The following is a 21,885-nucleotide window of genomic DNA, read 5'->3' on the forward strand; positions in this document are numbered from 1 at the left end:
ACCGATACCCGCCATGAACCGACTGTTTCGACTGATTTCTCTCGCCACCCTGCTGCTCCTCACGGTGCAGTGCCACAACCCCAAGACTCAAAAGTCGGGCGGGGAGGCGGCCAACGATACCCTCGTGCACTACGCCGACCTGCTGTCGATTACCCGTCACGACGGCTTTACCGACGTGGCCGTGACCAACCCCTGGGACACCACCCGACTGCTGCACCGCTATCTGCTCGTGCCCCGCGACGAAGAGCTGCCTGCCAATCTGCCGCAAGGTACGGTGGTGAGGACTCCCCTCGAAAAGACACTGGTCTACTCGTCGGTTCACGCCAGTGCCCTCGAGCTGCTGGGTGCGCTCGACCGGATAGGCGGTGTGTGCGACCTCGCCTACATCAAGACTCCGGCCCTGCTCGACCGGGCCAGCCAGGGCAAACTGGTCGACGCCGGCAACTCCATGAGCCCCGACATCGAGCGGGTGATGGAACTCTCGCCCAACGCCATTCTGCTCTCGCCCTTCGAAAATGCGGGCTATGGACGCATCGGCAAGATGGGCATCCCCATCATCGAGTGTGCCGACTATCTGGAAACTTCTCCGCTGGGCCGCGCCGAGTGGATAAAGCTGCTGGGGCTGCTCTACGGAAAAGAGGCCGAGGCCGACTCGCTCTTTGCCCAAATCGAACAGCGATACAACGCCCTGAAGGAGCAACTGGAACAAAGCGGCTCGAGACCGATGGTCATCAGCGAACTGAAAAGCGGCTCGGCCTGGTACATGCCGGGCGGCAAAAGCTACATGGCGCGCCTCTTTGCCGACGCCGGCGGCGCGTACCCCTGGAGCGACAACGGCGAGTCGGGCTCCATCCCCCTCTCGTTCGAAACGGTATTCAACCGGGCGGGCGAGGCCGACATCTGGCTCATCAAGTCGTTCAACGTGGGACAACTCTCCTACCGCGCCCTGCAGAAGGAGTATGCTCCCTATGCCCGTTTCAAGGCCTTCCGCAATCATAATATCTACGGGTGCAACACGGCCGAATGCAACTACTACGAAGAGACACCCTTCCGTCCCGACCTGCTCTTGCAGGAGCTGGCGGCCCTCTTCCACCCCGATCGCTTCCCCCACTATCAACTTCGTTACTTCCAACCCTTAGCCGAATGAACAAGCCTCGCCATTCCTCACGTGCCAAGCGCCTCATCGGGCTGCTCATCGTACTGCTGGTCGCCCTGTGTGCCGCCAACCTGTGGTTCGGGTCGGTGCAGATACCGGCCTCGGCGGTGTGGGATATTCTCTGCGGCCGGGAGAGCGAAAAAGAGGTGTGGCGCTTCATCGTACTCGAGTCGCGCCTGCCGCAAATGGTGGCCGCCCTGCTCTCGGGAGCCGCGCTGGCCGTGGCGGGCCTGCTGCTGCAAACGGCCTTCAACAACCCGCTGGCGGGGCCCTCGATACTGGGCATCGACACGGGGGCCAGTCTGGGCGTGGCACTGGTCATGCTCCTCTTCGGAGGAAGCCTGGGGCTCACCCAATCGACTACCCTCACGGGCTTTACCGCCATCATCGCGGGGGCCTTCGTCGGGTCCATCATCGTGCTGGGCACGATACTCTTCTTTTCGACTCTGGTCAAAAACAACATCATGCTACTCATCGTGGGCATCATGGTGGGATACGTCACCTCGTCGGTCATCTCGCTGCTCAACTACTTCTCCACAGCCGAGGGGGTACACTCCTACACCATCTGGGGCATGGGCAACTTCAGCGGCGTCACCGGCGAACAACTGCCCTACTTCGCCCTCTCGGTGGGGGTGGGGCTGGCCATCGCCATCCTACTCATCAAACCGCTCAACGCCCTGCTGCTGGGCGACCGCTACGCCGCCAACCTGGGGGTGAACATCAAGCTCACCCGCAACCTGCTGCTCATCGTCACGGGACTGCTCACAGCATCGACCACCGCCTTCTGCGGGCCCATCTCGTTCATCGGGCTGGCCGTGCCGCACATCGCCCGCCTGCTGCTGGGCACCTCGAACCACAACACCCTGCTGCCCGTCACGCTGCTCTGCGGGGCCGTCACCACGCTGCTGTGCAACCTCATCTGCATCCTGCCCGGCGAGTCGGGCATCCTGCCCATCAACGCCATTACGCCGGTGCTGGGGGCCCCGGTCATCATCTATGTGATTATCAACCAACGTAAAATACAATATTTCAACTGATGGAGAGCACGACCGCCATACTATCGGCTCAAGCGTTGAGCATCGGCTACCGCACGGGGCACCACGGGGTGAAGCAGATTCACCACAACCTCTCCTTTGCGCTGCATCGGGGCGAGCTCACCTGCCTGCTGGGTGCCAACGGGTCGGGCAAGTCGACGCTGCTGCGCACCCTGGCCGCGGCACAACCGCCTCTGGCCGGCACAATCACACTCGAGGGGCGCGACCTGTCGACACTCTCGGAGCGGGAACTCTCGCGCCTCATCGGGGTGGTGCTCACCGACAAGACCCAGACCGGCGGACTCACCGTCTACGAAATGGTATCGCTGGGGCGGCAGCCTCACACCGGATTCTTCGGACGGCTCGACCGCCACGACCGCCAGGTGGTCGACGAGGCCATCGAGGCCGCAGGCATCGCCCACAAAGCCGACACCTACATGGCGCAACTCTCCGACGGTGAAAAGCAAAAAGCAATGATTGCCAAAGTGCTGGCCCAGGAGTGCCCGCTGGTGATTCTCGACGAGCCCACCGCCTTTCTCGACGCCGTGAGCCGCATCGAGACCATGACCTTGCTGCACCGCATCGCCACTACGCAACACAAAGCGATACTGCTGTCGACTCACGACATCGAGCAGGCGCTCGTGCTGGCCGACCGGCTGTGGTTGCTGCGCAAGGGGCAAGGCTTGTGCAGCGGTGTGACCGAAGACCTCATCCTCAACGGCGATCTCGACACGCTGTTCGACCGCCGCGACATCTGTTTCGACCGCGCACACGGCAGTTACTACCCCTCGGTACAATGGGAAAAGGAGATTGTGGTCGAAGCATCCGACGAGACCCTGCTCCACTGGACGGTCAACGCCCTCAACCGCAACAGCTACGGCTGCCGCATCGCTCCCGACGAAGACACCTCTTCACTCCCCCGCCTGACGGTAAGCGACGCGCACACGCTCACCCTGCGCACCGCTGCCGGAGTGCAGCCGTTCACCACCTTTGACGCCCTCATCGAAGGGCTGAAAAAACAAGATTGATTTAGCCTCGCAGAGCCGAGACCATGGAGCGGGCAGCCTGCTCGGGCGCACCCGGCGCACCCAACCGACGGGCCACCAGATCGTAGCCGGCCAGCATGCGCTCGCGATTCTCTTCGTCGAACAGGCAAGCCAACTCGCGACGCAGATTCTCGACCGTAGCCCGGTAGCCCAGCAGCTCGCACACCACGGGAGCATCGGCAATGAGGTTGACCAGCGACACGTAGGGCACCCGCAAAATCTTCTCGAACGTCTTGTAGAACAGTTTGCCGCCACCTACCCAATAGCAGACCACCTGCGGCACCCGCAGCAAGGCGGTCTCGAGCGTAGCCGTGCCCGAGGTGACCAGTGCCGCCCGGCTCTGTTGCAACAGCCGGTAGGTCTTGCCCTGCACCACCTTCACCCGATGACCCTGCACATAGGGCGCATACAGCTCGGGTGCGATACCGGGAGCCCCCGCCACCACCAACTGGTATTCGGGATAAGCCTCGGCCGCCTCGATCATCATAGGCAGGTTGTCCTTGATTTCAGAGACCCGACTACCGGCCAGCAAGGCGATAATGGGTTTGCGCTCCAGCCCGCACTCGGTCACAAAGTCGTCGAACGTCTCGTCGGCCTGAGGACGAGCCGCCAGCTCGTCGACCGTGGGGTTGCCCACATACTCCACCGCATAGTGGTGGCGGGCATAGAAATCGACCTCGAAGGGCAAGATGGAGTAGAGTCGGTCGACATAGCGGCGGATGCTCTTCACCCGCCACTCCTTCCAGGCCCATATCTTGGGTGAGATATAGTAATAGACAGGGATATTCAAGTGAGTCTTTACATACTTGGCAATCTTCAGGTTGAAACCCGGGTAGTCGACCAGGATCACCACATCGGGACGCCAGGCGGCAATATCCTGTTTGCACAGGCGCATGTTGGCCAGTACCTTGTCGAGATTCATCAGCACCGGGATAAAACCCATGTAGGCCATGTCGCGGTAGTGCTTCACCAGCGTACCCCCGCAAGCGGCCATGAGGTCACCCCCGAAGTAACGGAACTCGGCGTCGGGGTCCTCCCGTTTCAACGCCTTCATCAAGTTCGAGGCATGCAAATCGCCCGAAGCCTCACCGGCAATCAGATAGTATTTCATAGACAAACCGATAGCATAATTGTTTCTACTCGATGCGCACGGCCGTACCGCTGCACGTCACCATCAGCATGCTGCCCGAACCGCCCACCGTTTCGTAGTCGAGGTCGATACCCACCACGGCATTGGCTCCCAGTCTCTGCGCCTCGCGCGACATCTCCTCGAGCGCCGTGTTCTTGGCCTCGCGCAGCACCTCTTCATAGGCGCCCGAGCGGCCGCCGAAAAAGTCGCGTATGCCGGCCAGAAAGTCACGCATCACATTGGCACCGATAATGGTCTCGCCGGTTACCACTCCGTAATAGGTCACAATTCGCCGCCCCTCTACCGTGGGCGTTGTCGTCAGTAGCATAATCTCTGTTTTTAGAATTATCTTCTACAAAAATAGTGCTCTTTTGCAACAACACAAACAAAACACCCGCAGATATGAAAAAGAGAACTCTCGGGCAGGACGTGCCGGTTATCTGATTGCGGGAACATGGATATACAATGTACAAGTTTCGGCAAGCATCCATCCTCGCCTCACGGGCGAGTCTCTACCAGAACCACGGTGACGTTGTCCTTCCCGCCGGCCTCGTTGGCCTGCCGTATCAGGGTCTCGACCCGCTGCTTCGCGGTGGGCTGTTCGGCAAGCACCTGTGCGATGGCCCTGGTAGGGAGCATGTCGTACAGCCCGTCGGAACAGAGCAGATATTGCGCGTCCGGCTCTACGGGAATAGTGGCCGTCCAGAAGTAGTCGGTCGTCCAGTCCAGCCGCCCCAGTCCCAAGGCCCGCGTAATCACATTGCGCCGGGGATGGTGCATGGCCTCCTCTTCGGTCAGGCGGCCCTCGTCCTCCTCGATACCCACCAGCGAATGGTCACGCGACAGTTTGGTCAATGCCCCCTCTCCGAATTGGTAACAACGCGTATCCCCCACATGGCACAGGTAGGCGACCGCCTGCCCGAAGTCGAACAGGAGGGCCGTAAGCACACACCCCATGTTATACCACCGGGGATTGGCCTGTTGCGACACAATCGAATTATTGGCATATATCACCGATTGCTTCAAGGCATCGAGTCCCAACTCCTCGACCGACAGCCCCTCCAGATAGTCTACCATACACTTGGCGGCCAGAGCTGCGGCTATTTCGCCCCCTTCGTGCCCACCCAGGCCATCGACCACGACAGCCAACAGATGACTGTCGTCACCCACAGGCTGAAGAAGATAGGTATCCTCGTTGTTCTGTCGACAACGCCCCACATCGGTCGCTCCATAACATACACTTTTCATCACATATTCGTTTTACATTTTACACTGGCTATCCGTTTCGTCCTCTCCCCGATTCCCCCTTGCAGCCACACACCGAATGCCACAGCGGAGCGTCTCGCGCCCCTTCTTGCCAAAGCCTGTTATCTCCTATGCTCCTTGTGCAACCAGTCCGTAAAATAGAAATGATTTTTCCCTTATCCCCTCTGTCTCGAAACAGAAATATCCATGTGGTAAATATAGCGAAAAAACAGCAGGAAACCAAGTTTCCGAATTTGAATTTTGCCTGCGGCCGAAAACAGGAGCCATTCAAAGAAATAGGCCGGCCCCTGCAATAAAGCCGCACAAAGCCCGTTTTTATAATACTATGAGAGCGATAACCGTTGCCATCACTTCGTTATGCCTGCTGGCGGCCATGCTGCTGACCGGCTGCATCGACGACGACTTCACCACGAGCCCGTCGCACGTGCTTGCGTTCTCGACCGACACGGTCGCCTTCGACACGGTATTCACCACGATAGGTACCTCGACCCGCTCGTTCCGCATCTACAACCCCAACAAGAAATCGCTCAACATCTCGAGCATCAAGCTGGCCGACGCCGAACACTCGGGATTCCATATCAATGTCGACGGCATGTCGGGCGACTACTTTACCGATGTCGAAATCCGGGGCAAGGACAGCCTCTATGTCTTTGTCGAGGCCAACATCGACCCCACCAACCAGGACAACCCCATCTTTATCGTCGACTCCATCGTCTTCCTCACCAACGGCGTGCAGCAGGATGTGAAGCTCACCGCCTACGGACAGGACGTCATCATCAAGCGGGGTGAGACCCTCACTACCGACACCCGGCTCACGGCCGACCGCCCTTACCTCATCTACGACAGTCTGGTGGTGGCTCCCGGTGCCACACTGCAACTCGACCCGGGCACCCGGCTGCACTTCCACAACCGGGCCTCGCTGCTGGTGCAGGGACGCCTGCAGGCCGAGGGTACTCAGCAGGCTCCCATACAGATACGGGGCGACCGGCTCGACCGCCTCTTTGCCGACCTGCCCTACGACAATCTGGGCGGACAGTGGGGCGGCATACACTTCTACCCCGAAAGCACGGGCAATGTCATCTCCCATGCCTATGTGAGGGGCATGAGTTCGGGCATCGTGCTCGACTCGTGTGCCACTGAAGAGATGCGCCTCGAGATTGCCAACTCGCGCATACGCAACTCGTCGGGCAACCTCATCACCTCGAACTACAGCCGCCTCTACTGCTGGAACAGCGAGCTGTCCGATGCTGCCGGGGCTGTACTCTCGCTCACGGGCGGCATAGCCGACTTCACCCACTGCACCATCGTCAACTACTACTTCTACGACGTCATCTCCTCGCCCATCGTCACGGTGAACTACTGCGCCGCAGCCGACTCAATCGACGGCGGTCTGCCCCTGCTGCGGGCCAGCTTCAACAACTCGATTCTCTGCGGCAAGACCTCCGAGGTGTCGGGCATCGACTTCATGGGCAGTCACGTCTTCTTCCGCTCGTGCCTCTTCAACTCCATGGGTACCGACGACGACAACTTCATCAACACCGTGTGGGGCGGCATGCCCCTCTTCAAGGCCACCGGCGAGGAGCATTACTACTACAACTACGAGTTGGGCTCCGAGAAGTCGCAGGCCATCGGCAAGGGCGACCCGGCATTTGCCGTACCCCCCCTCGACAAAGACATGTATGGCAACCTTCGTACCGACCGGGTCGACATCGGAGCCTACCAGTATGTGCCCCAGGCCGAGCCTCAGGAGTAGAACCTGCACACCGGTTTTGCAAATGCGCAACCCAGGTTATTACCTTGTATACCTTTTCTTAATAAAAGTTACAAAATAGAATCGTCTTTTCTATTTTTTGTTGCATTTTTCTTTTTTGCTCTCTCATTTTGCTAATTTTGTAAGAGTTATTTAATCCTCTTTTAAACATTTGCACTATGAGCGAAGAGATAAAACAGATAGCCGAACGGCTGGTAGGGCTGCGAGATGCACTCGACCTCACGCCCGAAGAGATAGCCGCCGCCTGCCACGTCGACGTGGAGACCTACCGCGGTTACGAGTCGGGCGAAAAAGATATTCCCGTGAGTTTTCTGCACCAGATAGCCCGCCACTACGGCGTGGAATTGCCGGCACTCATGTTTGGATACGAGCCCCGCATGAACGCCTATTTCCTCACCCGTAAAGACAAAGGGGTAGCCATCGAGCGCACCAAAGCCTACAAGTACCAGTCGCTGGCAGCCGGGTTTGCCAACCGCAAGGCCGACCCCTTCATGGTGACCGTAGAGCCTACGGCTCCCGAAGCGCCTTTCACCCTCAACACCCACCCGGGACAGGAGTTCAACATCGTGATGGAGGGGAGCATGCACCTGCGCATCGGTGAAAAAGAGCTGGTACTCCACGAGGGCGACAGCATTATTTTCGACTCCACCCGGCCACACGGCATGAAAGCTATTGGCGAAAAGCCGGTCAAGTTTCTGGCCATCATCTTCTGACGGTCCACGAAACGACCTATTTATTTATAAACATCAAAACGAAATCGAAGGGGACATTCCTCTCTCATATACACGATTATGTTAGAACGCTTTTTAGATAAGACCTCTTTCTCATCGCAGGAAGACTTCATGCAGAATTTCAAGGTAAAGGTACCCGAGAATTTCAACTTCGGGTATGACGTCGTAGACGAATGGGCCCGCATCGAGCCCGACAAGCAGGCCCTGCTCTGGACCAACGACCGGGGCGAACGCATCGACTTTACCTTTGCCGACATCAAACGCGAGAGCGACAAAACGGCCGCCTACTTCCAATCGCTGGGCATCGGCCACGGCGACATGGTGATGCTCATCCTCAAACGCCGTTTCGAGTTTTGGTTCTCGATTATCGCCCTCCACAAGCTGGGTGCGGTGTGTATACCGGCTACCCACCTGTTGACCGAAAAAGACATCATCTACCGTTGCAACGCCGCCGACATCAAGGCCATCGTAGCCTGCGGCGACGAGATTGTACTCGGCCATATCGACCGGGCACTTCCTGCTTCGCCCTCGTTGCAGCACCGCATCTCGATAGGCCCGATTATCCCCGAAGGGTGGGACGACTTCCACAAGGGTATCGAGGCGGCTGCCCCCTTCGTGCGCCCCGAGCACCCCAACAGCAACGACGACATCTCGCTGCTCTACTTCACCTCGGGAACCACCGGCGAACCCAAAATGGTAGCCCACGACTTCACCTATCCGCTGGGGCACATCATCACCGGCTCCTTCTGGCACAACCTGCACGAAGGCAGCCTGCACCTCACCCTGGCCGATACGGGTTGGGGCAAGGCCGTGTGGGGCAAGCTCTACGGACAGTGGATTGCCGGAGCCAACGTCTTCGTCTATGATTTCGAGAAGTTCAAACCGGCCGACGTGCTCGACATGATACACAACTACCACATCACCTCGTTCTGCGCGCCGCCCACCGTCTTCCGCTTCCTCATCCGCGAAGACCTTACGAAATACGACCTCTCGTCGCTGCAATACTGCACCATCGCCGGCGAAGCCCTCAACCCCAAGGTATACGAAGAGTGGCTGCGCCTCACGGGCATCAAGCTGATGGAGGGTTTCGGCCAGACCGAGACCACCCTTACCATTGCCACCTACCCCTGGGTAGAACCCAAACCGGGCTCGATGGGCATACGCAACCCGCAGTACGACATCGACCTGCTCACGGCCGACGGTCGCCCCGCCGAGGATGGCGAGCAGGGACAAATCGTTATCCGTACCGACCACGGCAAGCCGCTGGGCCTCTTCAAGGAGTATTACCGCGACCCCGAAAAAACTCGCGAGGTCTATCACGACAACATCTACTACACGGGCGACGTGGCCTGGCGCGACGAGGACGGCTACTTCTGGTTCGTAGGCCGTGCCGACGATGTTATCAAATCGTCGGGCTACCGCATCGGCCCGTTCGAGGTAGAGAGTGCCCTGATGACACACCCCGCCGTAGTGGAGTGCGCCGTCACCGGTGTACCCGACGAGATACGCGGACAGGTGGTCAAGGCCACCATCGTGCTCTCGGCCGCCTATAAGGAGAAGGCCGGCGAGGCCCTCGTCAAGGAGATACAGGACCACGTAAAACGGGTGACTGCTCCCTACAAGTATCCCCGTGTGATCGAGTTTGTCGACGAGTTGCCCAAGACCATCAGCGGCAAGATACGCCGGGTAGAGATTCGCGACAAGGACAATAAGGAAAAAGCTCAATAACCCCATAAAAACCGAGACCATGCAAGCAAGCAACGAATGGTTCGTGGCCGATGCCGAAAGCGAGGGGATGCCCCTCATCGTACGGGGCCGGCTGTTTCTCGACGCCCTCAGGCAGTCGGGGCGGTATACCACCCGCATCGCCCTCGTGTGGCCATACGGCGGCGACGGCAAGGGGCTGCCGACCGACAAGGAGACCCGGGGGCTCGACCTGCTCAACGAGCAGTTGCGCCAGAAGCTCGAAGATGAAGAGGCGGCCATACTCACCGCCATCTTCATCGGCAACCGGGCTGCCCGTTACGAATACTACGGCACGTCGGCCGAGGAGTTCGGCCGCATCGTCGAAGAGACCTTCGCCCAATATCCGCCCCTGCCCATACGGATAGGAGCCGAGAGCGACCCCGAGTGGAAGAGCTATATCGAGACCGTACAACAATTTGCCATACAGCCATGAGGTACAACTGCAAACGCATTGCCGTGAAGATAGGCAGCAACGTGCTCACCCGCCCCGACGGCACGCTCGACATCACCCGCATGTCGGCCCTCACCGACCAGATTGCCGACCTGCACAAGGCCGGCCTCGAGGTGATTGTCGTCTCGTCGGGGGCCGTGGCCTCGGGCCGCAGCGAGCTGCACATCGACCGCAAGCTCGACTCGGTATCGGCCCGGCAGCTCTTCTCGGCCGTGGGGCAGGCAAAGCTCATCAACCGCTACTACGAGCTCTTCCGCGAGCATCACATCGCCTGCGGACAGGTGCTCACCACCAAGGAGAACTTCTCGACCCGGCAACAGTACCTCACCCAAAAGCAGTGCATGGAGGTGATGCTCGAAAACCGCGTCATCCCCATCGTCAACGAGAACGACACCATATCGGTGACCGAGCTCATGTTTACCGACAACGACGAACTGTCGGGCCTCATCTCGGCCATGATGGACGTCGAGACGCTCGTCATCCTCAGCAACATCGATGGCATCTACAACGGCACACCGGGCGAGCCGGGCAGCCGGGTCATCACCGAGGTGCGACCGGGCGAGGAGCTGTCGCAATACATCCAGTCGGGCCGCTCGTCGTTCGGGCGGGGCGGCATGACGACCAAAAGCCACATTGCCCGCAAGGTAGCCGACGAGGGTATCGAGGTAATCATCGCCAACGGCAAGCGCGAAAACATCCTGCCCCTCCTGCTGCGTGAGGGGAGCACCGAGGTGTGCACCCGATTCATCCCCTCGCCCACGCCCATCTCGAGCATCAAGCGGTGGATAGCCCACTCCGAGGGGTTTGCCAAAGGGCGGCTGCACCTCAACGCGGGGGCCGTTGAGGCCATTCACTCGCAACAGGCGACCAGCATTCTGCCCATCGGGGTGACCCGGGTCGAAGGCGACTTCGAGCGCGACGACATCGTGCGCATTGTCGATGCCGACGGCCACACCATAGGGGTGGGACGTGTCGCGTTCGACAGCGAGTCGGCCCGCCAGCTCATCGGCAAGCAGGGAGCCCGACCGCTCGTCCACTGCGATTATCTCTACCTCGAGCAACTTTAACGGCAATCTTATTCCCGTACTCGAAAAAAAAGATTACTTTTGTTCAAATACACATATCACAGCCATGACTACCGATCTGTCACATATTCTCGACAATGCCCGGGTGGCCGCCAACAAGCTGAACCTCATCGACGATGCCACGATAGCCCGTGTGCTCTGTGCCGTGGCCGACGAGGCCGATCGGCAGGTCGACTACATTCTGCAGGCAAACCGCCGCGATCTGGAACGGATGTCGGAGAGTGACCCCAAGTACGACCGGCTGATGCTGACCCGCGAACGGCTGGCAGGCATCACTGCCGATATGCGACGCGTGGCCTCGCTGCCCTCGCCGCTGGGACGCACGCTGGCCTCGTACGACCGGCCCAACGGCATGCACATCGACAAGGAGTCGGTTCCGTTCGGCGTCATCGGCATCATCTACGAGGCCCGGCCCAACGTGACGTTCGACGTCTTCGCCCTCTGCATGAAGTCGGGAAACGTCTGCATCCTGAAGGGCGGCAGCGACGCCCACGACTCCAACACCGCACTTATCAACATTATCAACAGGGTGTTGATAAGTCATGGAATAGACTCTAATACAGCCGTTTTACTACCCAACGACCACCGTTATACCGACCAGTTGTTAACAGCTGTGGGTAAAGTCGACCTGGTTATCCCCCGGGGCAGCAGCCGACTTATCAACTATGTGCGCGAGCATGCCCTCGTGCCGGTCATCGAGACCGGGGCAGGGATATGCCACACCTACTTCGACGAGGCGGGCGACCTGGAGAAGGGACGCCGCATCGTGTGCAACGCCAAGACCCGCCGGGTGAGCGTGTGCAACGCCCTCGACTGCCTCATCGTCCATCAAAAACGGCTGACCGACCTGCCCGCACTCTGCGCTCCGCTGGCCGAGAAGCAGGTCATCATCTATGCCGACCCGCAGGCCCGTGACGCCCTCGCCGGACAATACCCCGACGAACTGTTGCAACCGGCTACGGCCGAGAGCTTCGGCACCGAATTTCTCGATTACAAAATGGCCATCAAGACCGTCGCCTCGTTCGACGAAGCTCTGGCACACATTGCCCGCTACTCGTCGAAACACAGCGAGTGTATCGTAACCGAGGACGAGGAACACAAGCGCCGCTTTACCCGGCAGGTCGATGCCGCCTGCGTCTACACCAACGTATCCACGGCCTTCACCGACGGCGGTCAATTCGGCTTCGGCGCCGAGATAGGCATCAGCACCCAGAAACTGCACGCCCGGGGGCCCATGGCGCTACCCGAACTGACGACCTATAAATACATCATTTCCGGCAACGGACAAACCCGCGAATAAACTACGATTATGAGACACTTCACCAACGTACACGACATAGGCGATTTGAAAACTGCCGTCCGCGAGGCCCTCGAAGTGAAGGCCAACCGCTTCGCCTACAAACACCTGGGACAGGACAAGACCCTGATGATGATCTTCTTCAACTCGAGCCTCCGCACCCGGTTGAGCACCCAGAAGGCTGCGATGAATCTGGGCATGAACGTGATGGTGCTCGACGTGAACCAGGGCGCCTGGAAGCTCGAGACCGAACGCGGCGTGGTGATGGACGGCGACAAACCCGAGCATCTGCTCGAGGCTATCCCCGTGATGGGCTGCTACTGCGACGTCATCGGGGTACGCTCCTTTGCCCGCTTCGAAAACAAGCGCGACGACTACGAAGAGAAGATTCTCAACCAGTTTATCCAATACTCGGGACGCCCCGTCTTCAGCATGGAGGCGGCTACCCGCCACCCGTTGCAGAGCTTTGCCGACCTCATCACCATCGAGGAGCACAAGCAGACCGAACGCCCCAAGGTGGTGCTGACCTGGGCGCCTCACCCCAAGGCGCTACCGCAAGCGGTACCCAACTCGTTTGCCGAGTGGATGAACGAGACCGACTACGAGTTTGTCATCACCCATCCCAAGGGATACGAACTCGACCCGCGCTTCGTGGGGAAGGCCCGCGTGGAGTATGACCAGCGCAAAGCCTTCGAAGGTGCCGACTTCATCTACGCCAAAAACTGGGCGGCCTATGCCGACCCGCACTACGGCAAGGTGCTGAGCACCGACCGTAGTTGGACGGTCGACAGCGAAAAGATGGCCCTCACGAACCACGCCTTCTTCATGCACTGCCTGCCCGTGCGGCGCAACATGATCGTGACCGATGACGTCATCGAGAGCCCCCAGTCGCTGGTTATCCCCGAAGCGGCCAACCGCGAAATCTCGGCCGAGGTCGTTTTGAAACGCATACTCGAATCTCTTTAATCAATAAATTCTACTCCTATGAAACGGTTTTTGATTCTCCTTTTGACAGTGCTCTTGCTCCCGGCATACACCCGGGCCGAAGAATTTGCCGACTATAAGTTCTGGAACGAGGGCAAGCTGACCTGGGACGACTTTCAGGATACGCTCAGTCTCAAAAGCGTACCCGCGGCTTTCACCGCCTTCCTGCGCATCGAGAAGACCAAAAACCGCGACGGAAACACCAGCACGGTACGCAACGAGGCCCAAGCCTGTTTCGACCGTCGGCACTCCTTTGCCGACTCGACGATGCGCACCGACAATCAACTGCGTTTCTTCCAGCTCAAATACGACCTGCTCGAGTTTTATCGCCGCCGGTTGCAGACCGAGCTGAACCTGGGCGTGGTGGGCATCGAGGCCGACAACCGCACCCGCCAGTATATGGACCTCTACAAGGAGCAAAGCCAGAAGGCCGAAGAGGAGACCGAACACGGACAAAACGAGGAGAAACTGCAAGAGTGGGAGTTTTACGTAACCAAAGAGCTCATCGAGAATCCCGCCCCGTCGATACCCCGCATCTCGCCCCGCCGGTTCGGCTACGGCTTCTACCTGGGTACGGGGGCATCGTGGCCCGTGGGCGACATCGAACACTATTGGGACCCCGCCTGGCAGATACACTTCGGCTTCGACCTGGGCTACATCAATACCCACCTGTTGTGCGACTTCTCGGCCGGTATGGCCCGCACGCGCCGCGACATCCGGGTACAAAAGGGCAACATCCACGACGTGTGGCTGCGCAACGGGCACAACTCCTACACCTCGATTTCGCTCAGCCTGGGCCAACAGTTGATTTCGACCAAATACTTCGCCCTCATGCCCTACGCCGGCTGCATCTGGTCGGGCTACTCCGATCAGGTGAAAATCCCCGAAGGCAGCAACGAACGGGCTACGCTGGCCTACGCCAACTTCAACTGGACGGCGGGCATCTGCTTCGACTACCGCTTCTCCAACACCATATCGATGGTTCCCTCGTTCTGGCGCGGACACCGCGAGATATTCACTGCGTCGATTCGGACCAAAATCTTTATCAACCGCGAACAATTCAAGAATTTCAATGCCATACAGGGCGACATGATTCGGGGCTGCAAACTGGGATTCTCCATCTCGTGCCTCGGCTTCAGCCGCTTGCTGCAAATCAAATAAGCATAGATACACGACATGAAACAATACCTCGACCTACTGCAACATGTGCTCGACCACGGCCTGCTCAAGGAGGACCGCACCGGCACCGGCACCCATAGCGTATTCGGCTACCAGATGCGATTCGACCTGCACGACGGGTTCCCCCTGCTCACCACCAAGAAACTGCACCTCAAGTCGATTATTTACGAACTGCTGTGGTTTCTCAAAGGCGACACCAATGTGAAATATCTGCAGGAGCACGGCGTACGCATCTGGAACGAATGGGCCGACGAGAACGGCGACCTGGGCCACATCTACGGTTACCAATGGCGTTCGTGGCCCGACTATAACGGCGGGCACATCGACCAGATAACCGAGGCCATCGAGACCATCAAGCACAATCCCGACTCGCGACGCATCATCGTGAGCGCCTGGAACGTCGCCGACCTGCCCCAGATGAATCTGCCCCCCTGCCACGCCTTCTTCCAGTTCTACGTGGCCGGCGGCAAACTGAGCCTGCAACTCTACCAGCGCAGCGCCGACATCTTCCTGGGTGTACCCTTCAACATCGCCTCGTATGCCCTGCTGCTTCTGATGGTAGCCCAGGTTACGGGGCTCGAGCCGGGCGAGTTTGTCCACACGCTGGGCGATGCCCACATCTACAACAACCACCTCGAGCAGGTACACGAGCAGCTCACCCGCGAGCCGCGTCCGCTCCCCAAGATGAAGCTGAACCCCGACGTGAAGAGCATTTTTGATTTCAAATACGAAGATTTCGAACTTACCGATTATAATCCGCACCCCCACATTGCGGGAAAAGTATCTGTATGACGCCCATGACTCCGATAGCCCTCATCGCCGCCGTAGCCGACAACGGTGCCATCGGTCGCAACCAGCAGTTGCTGTGCCATCTGCCCAACGACCTGAAACATTTCAAGACCCTCACCTCGGGCCACACCGTGGTGATGGGGCGCCGCACCTTCGAATCGCTGCCCAAAGGGGCTCTGCCCAACCGACGCAACATCGTGCTCACCCACAATCCCGAGCTCTCGTGGCCGGGGGTCGAGGTGGTGCACAGCCTCGACGAGGTGGCTTCCCTGTCGTCCGACGAACGCATCTTCATCATCGGCGGGGCCACCCTCTACAACGAGACTATCAACCGGGCCGACACCCTCTACATCACCCACATACACCACACCTTTGCCGACGCCGATACCTTCTTCCCCCCAATCGACGAGGCCCTCTGGACAAAAGAAGAGGTGCAGGAGATGCCTGCCGACGAACGGCACGCCTACCCCTACACCTTTGTCACTTATCGACGCAAACGGTAAACCTGCAAAGGAATTGCCCGAAAGAGAGGGGGTCAACGCCCTCCGCCGGTCGTGGTCACCTCGCCGTCGTTGTTGAACTTCACTTCGGTGACGGGCGCCGTATTCAGCTCAATCTGGTATCCCCACCTGTAGCGCGACACCTCTACGATGCCGGCATCGGGGTACTGCGTAGCCGTATAGGTGAGCAGATTGCCCGGCAGGATGCCTATCTGCAACGCCGAAGGCAACACCTGCAGATTGCCGTCGACCTCTTGCCAACCGCCGTCGCGGTAAAACTTCAACTCAAAACCGTTGCTCAACCACAATTTATAGCGGGGCTCATCGTCCTCCTCCTCGGCCTTGAGCACCTGCACATCGGCAAAGTAATTGTCGACAAACTGGTGAATGGCAGCCGGCAGATACTGATAGTCTACCCGCTTGTCATCGTCGCAAGAACTCATCGCTACCCAAGCGAACAAAACCATAAAACTGCACAAGATTTTCTTCATAAGACTCTTTTTTGAATGAATGACTATACAGCATCATAACAATATTAGAGGGTAATGGGTCATCTTTTTATGCAAAATTTTAGCTCGAAAGAGTACAAAGAGCAAAGCATTTTGTAACACGTTTGTAACAATCGCCTGTCATATTGCCACAAAAACCCCTGATTGTAAAAATAATGTTAAATACCAGCGATTTTTTTCTACTTTTTGCTTGCATATAAAATTATATGCGTACATTTGCAATGTGTTTTTCATGGTATTAGAATTAAGGTTAACAAAGATTGGTTGTCGTGATGACAATCAATTTTTTTTGTTTTAAACCTTTTGCGCCGGAATCGAGGGGTTTTCGTACCTTTGCCCCACCTAGACCAAAACTCGATTTCCCATGAAACTTCGTCTATTATCGTTTATCATCTTACTCGTTTCTATCCTCCCGGTTATGGCCGGTGACGGCAGTTCGGCCCAATCGCCCCTCACCGTATCGCAGGCCCTCGTCAAGAAAAACAACCAGAAAAGCTACTACGTGAGCGGATATATCGTAGGCGAATATCGCGACTACTCCAACAACAAGCATTTCTACTACCTGGCTCCGCCCTTCGACGGTACTTCGGCCTACCTGATTGCCGACGATGTAGACGAGATGGACCTGAGCCGAATGATGCCCGTACAGATAAAAGACTATGTCGACAACTACAACCTCGACGAAAACCCGCAATACTGGCGCAAGCAGCTCACCGTGAAAGGTACGCTCACCGACTACTTCACACTGCCGGGCATCAAGAACCTTACCGACTGGATTGCCCCGGCCGAACCGCTCGACGACGAGTCGCACTACTGGAATTTCTACGAGACTTTCGAGACGAAAAAAGCCTATATCTCCGCCGGAGAGCAAATGTACAACGGCGGCACCTACACCAGCAGCGAGACCTGTCGGTGGGAATTTGCGGGTGCTACCTACGGCGACAGTTCCAACGACATGAAGTGGGACAACGCCGCTGCTCACCTGCGCCTCACCCAATCGACCAGCGGCAGTCCGGGCTATATCTGCATGCTCGACGACAAACCCGACGGCATAGGCTATATCCGCCTGTGGGCCGCCCGCTACAAAGAGGACAAAGGAGCCGCCTCGTTCGGCATCTTCCTCTCCAACGACCAAGGAGAAAGCTGGGAGACCGTGCAAACCGGCATTGCCATTGAAAAAGAACTCACCGAATACCAGTTCAAGATTATGCGCCCCGGCACCTGGCGCATCAAGATTGCCAAGACCGACCCGTCGGCCAACGGCATAGACATCGACAACATACACATCAGCGACTACTACACCCCGTCGGCCGTTACAGCTACCTCTACCGAGGCCACAACTCGCCTGTGGGGTACCCAAGGCACTCTCTGTTTCGAAGCCTCACAGCCTGTCAACCTCCGCATCCATACCCTCGACGGCACTCTCGTAAGCGAGCAACATATCGCCGGCCACGGCTCCCTGCCACTCCCTGCGGGATTCTACCTGGTATCGACACCGACCAGCACCGTGAAGGTGGTGGTGCGATAGTACGCCAACTTGTTTGTCGATGCAATCGATTCGAAATTCAAATACAAAAAAACGCCACATCGCATGATGTGGCGTTTTCTATATTCGGTAACCCTATCTCTTGATTACTCCTCGTTCAGAGTAACACGCTTGAAGGCAACAGCCGTAAGCTCTTTGTTGCTGGTTTGGAGATATTGTTGAATGTTGTGCTTCGGATCTTTTACGAACGATTGCTCGAGTAGACAAACCTCTTGATAGAATTTGTTCAGACGACCTTGAGCAATCTTGTCGAGCATCTCTTCCTTCTTACCCTCTTGACGAGCTTTCTCTTTAGCGATTTCGAGCTCTTTAGCTACCACGTCGGCAGGAACATCCTCGCGACGAACAGCCAGAGGACTCATAGCGGCAGCCTGCATGGCTACGTCGTGAGCAACTTGATAGTCGGTATCGGCCAAATTGAAACCTACGATGGTAGCCAGTTTGTTACCCGGGTGAACGTATGCCGTGGTATAGGGAGCCGAGATAGCCTCGTAGTAACCGAGTTCCATCTTCTCGCCCGTTTTACCAATCTCGTCAACAATCAGGTTGGCAACGGGAGTACCGTTGATTTCCAAAGCCTTTACAGCGTCCATATTGGCAGCTTTTGCATCGATGGCAGCGTTGAGGATAGCACGGGTCAACTCTACGAACGATTCGTTCTTAGCCACGAAGTCCGTTTCGCACTTCAAGGCAACGATAGCAGCGAAATCGCCTTTAGCGGCAGCCAAAACACAACCTTCAGAGGCTTCGCGGTCTTCGCGTTTTGCAGCGACGGCCTGACCTTTTTTACGAATAATCTCTTTTGCAGCTTCAATATCACCATTGGTCTCGGTCAATGCATTTTTGCAATCCATCATACCGGCACCCGTCAGTTTACGCAGCTTGCTGATTTCAGCCATTGTAACAGCCATATACTTAATCTCCTATTCTTTAAATTAGAAACAAACAAAGAGTGGAGTCGGTTCTTTGACTTCACTCTTTGTCTTTTGATTATTTTTATTCTTCTACTTCTTTAGCTTCGGCTTCAGGAGCTTCCTCGGCATCGGCAACCTCGGCATCATCGGCTTTCTTGCGCGAGATACGAGCTTTGCGCTCTTTCTTTACAGGAGCCTCCTCGCCTTCGGCAGGAGCATCTTCTTTCATAGCTTTGCGCTCTTCCAGACCCTCGGCAATAGCACCGCAAACGGCGTCGAGGATAACTTCGATCGATTTCGAAGCATCGTCGTTGGCAGGAATTACGAAATCTACGTCATTGGGGTTGGAGTTGGTATCGACCATGGCAAATACGGGGATACCCAGACGGTTGGCCTCGCGTACGGCGATATGCTCTTTGAGAACATCGACAACAAACAGGGCCGACGGCAGACGGTTCAGGTCGGCAATGCTACCCAGCGTCTTCTCCAATTTGGCACGTTGACGAGAGATTTGCAGTTTCTCACGTTTCGACAGGTTGTCAAACGTACCGTCTTTTTCCATCTTGTCGATGGTCGACATCTTCTTCACAGCCTTGCGGATTGTGGGGAAGTTGGTCAACATACCACCCGGCCAACGCTCGATCACATACGGCATATTTACGGCAGAAGCCTTGTCGGCAACCACTTGTTTAGCTTGTTTCTTCGTAGCTACGAACAGGATTTTCTTGCCCGATTTGGCAATCGATTTCAAGGCAGCAGCGGCCTCGTCGATTTTGGCTACGGTTTTGTACAAGTCGATGATGTGGATACCGTTACGCTCCATGAAGATGTAAGGAGCCATAGCGGGATTCCATTTTCTTTTCAAGTGTCCGAAGTGAACACCGGCTTCCAATAATTGGTCAAAAGTTGTAATAGACATTGGTTTGATTTTAATTTGTTTACATTCTACTTATACAACCTCAAGGTAGCTTACCCCACAATAGGGTAAAGTCCTTGCGATTTGGATACTAAACACAAATATATCTTCGGCACAGGGCCGTCGCATATTAACGTTTACTGAACTGGAATCTCTTACGAGCTTTGGGACGTCCCGGTTTCTTACGCTCAACAGCACGCGGGTCGCGAGTCATGAAGCCTTCGGCTTTGAGGGCCGACTTGTCTTCGGGGTTGATTTTTACCAAAGCACGCGAGATAGCCAAGCGCAGAGCCTCGGCCTGGCCTTTGAAACCACCACCGTTCAGGTTTACTTTGATATCATATTTCTCGGCAACGCCCAGTTTTTCGAGCGGTTGCTTTACAATGTATTGAAGTATCGAAGAGGGGAAGTAAACGGCCAACTCTCTTTTGTTTATGGTTACTACACCCGTACCTTCGCTCACAAATACTCGTGCTACTGCGGCTTTACGTCTGCCTAATGCATTAACTACTTCCATATTACTTATTTAAGGGTGTTAATATCAATTGTTTTGGGGGTTTGTGCAGCGTGGGGATGCTCGCTACCTGCATAGATATATACATTTCTCAGCAGTTGAGCGCCCAGTTTGTTTTTGGGAAGCATACCTTTCAGCACACGTTTGAATAATTTCGATTCTCCTTTTTTCATCAGAACAGCAGGAGAGAGCTCTCTCTGACCACCGGGATAGCCCGTAAAGTTCAGATAAACCCGATCAGTCCATTTTTTACCCGTCAATTGCACTTTGTCAGCGTTGATGATAATCACGTTATCACCGCAATCTACATGAGGAGTATAGCACGGTTTGTATTTACCACGCAATATCTTAGCAACTTTTGCACACAGACGACCCAAAACTTGGTCGGTTGCATCTACTACAACCCACTCTTTCTTAGCGGTCTCTTTGTTTGCAGAAATGGTCTTATAACTTAAAGTATCCACCGTTTATTGTTTTAATAATTAAACACTTAAATAACAGCAGTGCATACATTCCCGGCCAAAGGAATAACGACTGCCATTCAAATTTTCTCAAATTTGGGTAATAATCGGACTGCAAAGGTACACGCTTTTTATTTGAAAAACAAAAGATTTTGATTTTTTTCTTCGTAAATAGCCTTCAACCCCACAACATTATGATAAAACCAAACTATCCCCACGCAAAAATCGACTAACCAGCGCCAACCCGTCGGCCTATTAGAAAAAAGATAGAAGAGCAAAGGGGGGGCGCTTCTTTTGTGTCACCCCGCACTCGATGCGGGGACCAGTTCATGACATAAGAGGAATAGCAACAGTGACTCTTCCCCGGATATTTCTGGATTCCGCGTCGGGGCGCGGTATGACTAAGGGTGTCACCTCGCACTCGATGCGCACCGTGTCACCTCGCACCCGATGCGGGGTCCAGGAAAGTGAATCTTACGGGTAATCTTGTCGGTGTGACTAGATGCCGCATCCAAGTGCGGCATGACCGAAGCGCGAAGCCATCCGGCCTATGGGAGAAAGCGGAAAGAAAAATGACGGAGAGGGACGAACAAGGGAAAAAGATGTTTGAGCCGAAGCGAATCAGTCGAAGGGCCCGGAGCTGTATAGCCAGCCGAACGGCTGCTGCAAAGCGAGCCCGGCGAGTTCTTTTTCCCCGGACCTCGCAGTCATTTTTCAGCTTTCGGACATCAGCCGGGAGCTTTCTTTTGATTTTCCCTTTTCTTTTGCGGGAAAAGAAAAGGGAGATTCAGGACGCACGGTCCGTGCGTCCCTACTGGCCCGGACGGTACTGCTGACTGTTTTCTTTGGGTATAAACCACG

At 56.4% G+C, this 21,885-nt stretch carries 21 protein-coding genes and 1 pseudogene; 14 read left to right on the forward strand and 8 right to left on the reverse strand.

The genetic code is table 11. The features are described from left to right. Positions 1–13: 13 nt before the first annotated feature. From B5F38_RS09800 to B5F38_RS09810, 3 genes are read left to right on the forward strand one after another with little or no spacing between them, the layout of a single operon-like run. Positions 14–1,147 carry an ABC transporter substrate-binding protein gene (locus B5F38_RS09800; protein WP_087409102.1) on the forward strand — a complete coding sequence of 378 codons (1,134 nt, stop codon included), beginning with the start codon at positions 14–16 and terminating at the stop codon, positions 1,145–1,147. Next, positions 1,144–2,193, forward strand: coding sequence for an iron ABC transporter permease (locus tag B5F38_RS09805; RefSeq protein ID WP_087409103.1), 1,050 nt, complete (start codon positions 1,144–1,146; stop codon positions 2,191–2,193). The genes B5F38_RS09800 and B5F38_RS09805 overlap by 4 nt, the downstream gene beginning before the upstream one ends. Then, positions 2,193–3,218, forward strand: coding sequence for an ABC transporter ATP-binding protein (locus B5F38_RS09810; RefSeq protein ID WP_087409104.1), 1,026 nt, complete (start codon positions 2,193–2,195; stop codon positions 3,216–3,218). Before B5F38_RS09805 ends, B5F38_RS09810 begins: the two co-directional genes overlap by 1 nt. 1 nt (position 3,219) lies before the next feature. Here the strand turns inward: B5F38_RS09810 and lpxB are convergent, their stop codons facing one another. The 3 genes from lpxB to B5F38_RS09825 form a co-directional block, all read right to left on the reverse strand. After that, complete coding sequence (lpxB, locus tag B5F38_RS09815; protein WP_087409105.1) at positions 3,220–4,347, reverse strand: lipid-A-disaccharide synthase; 1,128 nt, start codon at positions 4,345–4,347, stop codon at positions 3,220–3,222. Positions 4,348–4,372: 25 nt separating this feature from the next. Continuing rightward, the gene (locus B5F38_RS09820) at positions 4,373–4,693 is read right to left on the reverse strand and encodes a heavy metal-binding domain-containing protein (protein ID WP_087409106.1); all 321 of its coding nucleotides are present in this window, start codon (positions 4,691–4,693) and stop codon (positions 4,373–4,375) included. 170 nt (positions 4,694–4,863) lie between these two features. Continuing rightward, positions 4,864–5,613, reverse strand: a complete 750-nt coding sequence (locus tag B5F38_RS09825) for a protein phosphatase 2C domain-containing protein (RefSeq protein WP_087409107.1) — start codon at positions 5,611–5,613, stop codon at positions 4,864–4,866. Positions 5,614–5,956: 343 nt separating this feature from the next. Between B5F38_RS09825 and B5F38_RS09830 the strand changes: the two genes are divergently transcribed. From B5F38_RS09830 to B5F38_RS09875, 10 genes are all read left to right on the forward strand, one after another. Further along, positions 5,957–7,384, forward strand: coding sequence for a hypothetical protein (locus tag B5F38_RS09830; protein WP_143240961.1), 1,428 nt, complete (start codon positions 5,957–5,959; stop codon positions 7,382–7,384). 176 nt (positions 7,385–7,560) lie between these two features. After that, positions 7,561–8,115: an XRE family transcriptional regulator gene (locus B5F38_RS09835; protein ID WP_087409109.1), complete on the forward strand. Its 555-nt coding sequence runs from the start codon at positions 7,561–7,563 to the stop codon at positions 8,113–8,115. Between the two features lie 78 nt (positions 8,116–8,193). Next, positions 8,194–9,861, forward strand: a complete 1,668-nt coding sequence (locus tag B5F38_RS09840) for an AMP-binding protein (RefSeq protein WP_087409110.1) — start codon at positions 8,194–8,196, stop codon at positions 9,859–9,861. Between the two features lie 19 nt (positions 9,862–9,880). Beyond that, positions 9,881–10,312 (forward strand): DUF695 domain-containing protein, encoded by a 432-nt coding sequence (locus B5F38_RS09845; protein ID WP_087409111.1) that lies wholly within the window; start codon positions 9,881–9,883, stop codon positions 10,310–10,312. Beyond that, complete coding sequence (gene proB / locus B5F38_RS09850; protein ID WP_087409112.1) at positions 10,309–11,397, forward strand: glutamate 5-kinase; 1,089 nt, start codon at positions 10,309–10,311, stop codon at positions 11,395–11,397. Before B5F38_RS09845 ends, proB begins: the two co-directional genes overlap by 4 nt. 64 nt (positions 11,398–11,461) lie before the next feature. Further along, entirely contained in the window at positions 11,462–12,715 is a 1,254-nt protein-coding gene (locus tag B5F38_RS09855; protein ID WP_087409113.1) for a glutamate-5-semialdehyde dehydrogenase, read from the forward strand. A gap of 9 nt (positions 12,716–12,724) precedes the next feature. Next, a complete protein-coding gene (locus B5F38_RS09860) occupies positions 12,725–13,678 on the forward strand; it encodes an N-acetylornithine carbamoyltransferase (protein ID WP_087409114.1) in 954 nt (317 codons plus the stop codon). An 18-nt stretch (positions 13,679–13,696) separates the two neighbouring features. After that, positions 13,697–14,857 (forward strand): hypothetical protein, encoded by a 1,161-nt coding sequence (locus B5F38_RS09865; protein ID WP_143240962.1) that lies wholly within the window; start codon positions 13,697–13,699, stop codon positions 14,855–14,857. Between the two features lie 15 nt (positions 14,858–14,872). Next, a complete protein-coding gene (locus B5F38_RS09870) occupies positions 14,873–15,667 on the forward strand; it encodes a thymidylate synthase (RefSeq protein WP_087409116.1) in 795 nt (264 codons plus the stop codon). Positions 15,668–15,672: 5 nt separating this feature from the next. Continuing rightward, positions 15,673–16,167 (forward strand): dihydrofolate reductase, encoded by a 495-nt coding sequence (locus B5F38_RS09875; protein ID WP_087409133.1) that lies wholly within the window; start codon positions 15,673–15,675, stop codon positions 16,165–16,167. A gap of 32 nt (positions 16,168–16,199) precedes the next feature. Here the strand turns inward: B5F38_RS09875 and B5F38_RS09880 are convergent, their stop codons facing one another. Further along, positions 16,200–16,655: a PepSY-like domain-containing protein gene (locus tag B5F38_RS09880; protein WP_087409117.1), complete on the reverse strand. Its 456-nt coding sequence runs from the start codon at positions 16,653–16,655 to the stop codon at positions 16,200–16,202. 382 nt (positions 16,656–17,037) lie between these two features. Here B5F38_RS09880 and B5F38_RS09885 point away from each other — a divergent pair, with 382 nt between their 5' ends. Further along, a complete protein-coding gene (locus tag B5F38_RS09885) occupies positions 17,038–18,201 on the forward strand; it encodes a DUF6359 domain-containing protein (RefSeq protein WP_143240963.1) in 1,164 nt (387 codons plus the stop codon). Between the two features lie 104 nt (positions 18,202–18,305). On the opposite strand, the gene tsf is transcribed toward B5F38_RS09885, so the two are convergent. From tsf to rplM, 4 genes and pseudogenes are all read right to left on the reverse strand, one after another. After that, positions 18,306–19,130 carry a translation elongation factor Ts gene (gene tsf, locus B5F38_RS09890; RefSeq protein WP_087409119.1) on the reverse strand — a complete coding sequence of 275 codons (825 nt, stop codon included), beginning with the start codon at positions 19,128–19,130 and terminating at the stop codon, positions 18,306–18,308. 163 nt (positions 19,131–19,293) lie between these two features. Beyond that, positions 19,294–20,052 (reverse strand): annotated as a pseudogene (gene rpsB / locus B5F38_RS09895) (30S ribosomal protein S2); the annotation flags it as partial. A gap of 127 nt (positions 20,053–20,179) precedes the next feature. Then, positions 20,180–20,566 carry a 30S ribosomal protein S9 gene (gene rpsI, locus B5F38_RS09900; protein ID WP_087409121.1) on the reverse strand — a complete coding sequence of 129 codons (387 nt, stop codon included), beginning with the start codon at positions 20,564–20,566 and terminating at the stop codon, positions 20,180–20,182. A 5-nt stretch (positions 20,567–20,571) separates the two neighbouring features. After that, positions 20,572–21,027, reverse strand: coding sequence for a 50S ribosomal protein L13 (rplM, locus tag B5F38_RS09905; RefSeq protein ID WP_087409122.1), 456 nt, complete (start codon positions 21,025–21,027; stop codon positions 20,572–20,574). Positions 21,028–21,885: the final 858 nt, after the last annotated feature.

It is taken from the genome of Barnesiella sp. An22 (assembly GCF_002159975.1).
GTDB lineage: Bacteria > Bacteroidota > Bacteroidia > Bacteroidales > Barnesiellaceae > Barnesiella > Barnesiella merdigallinarum.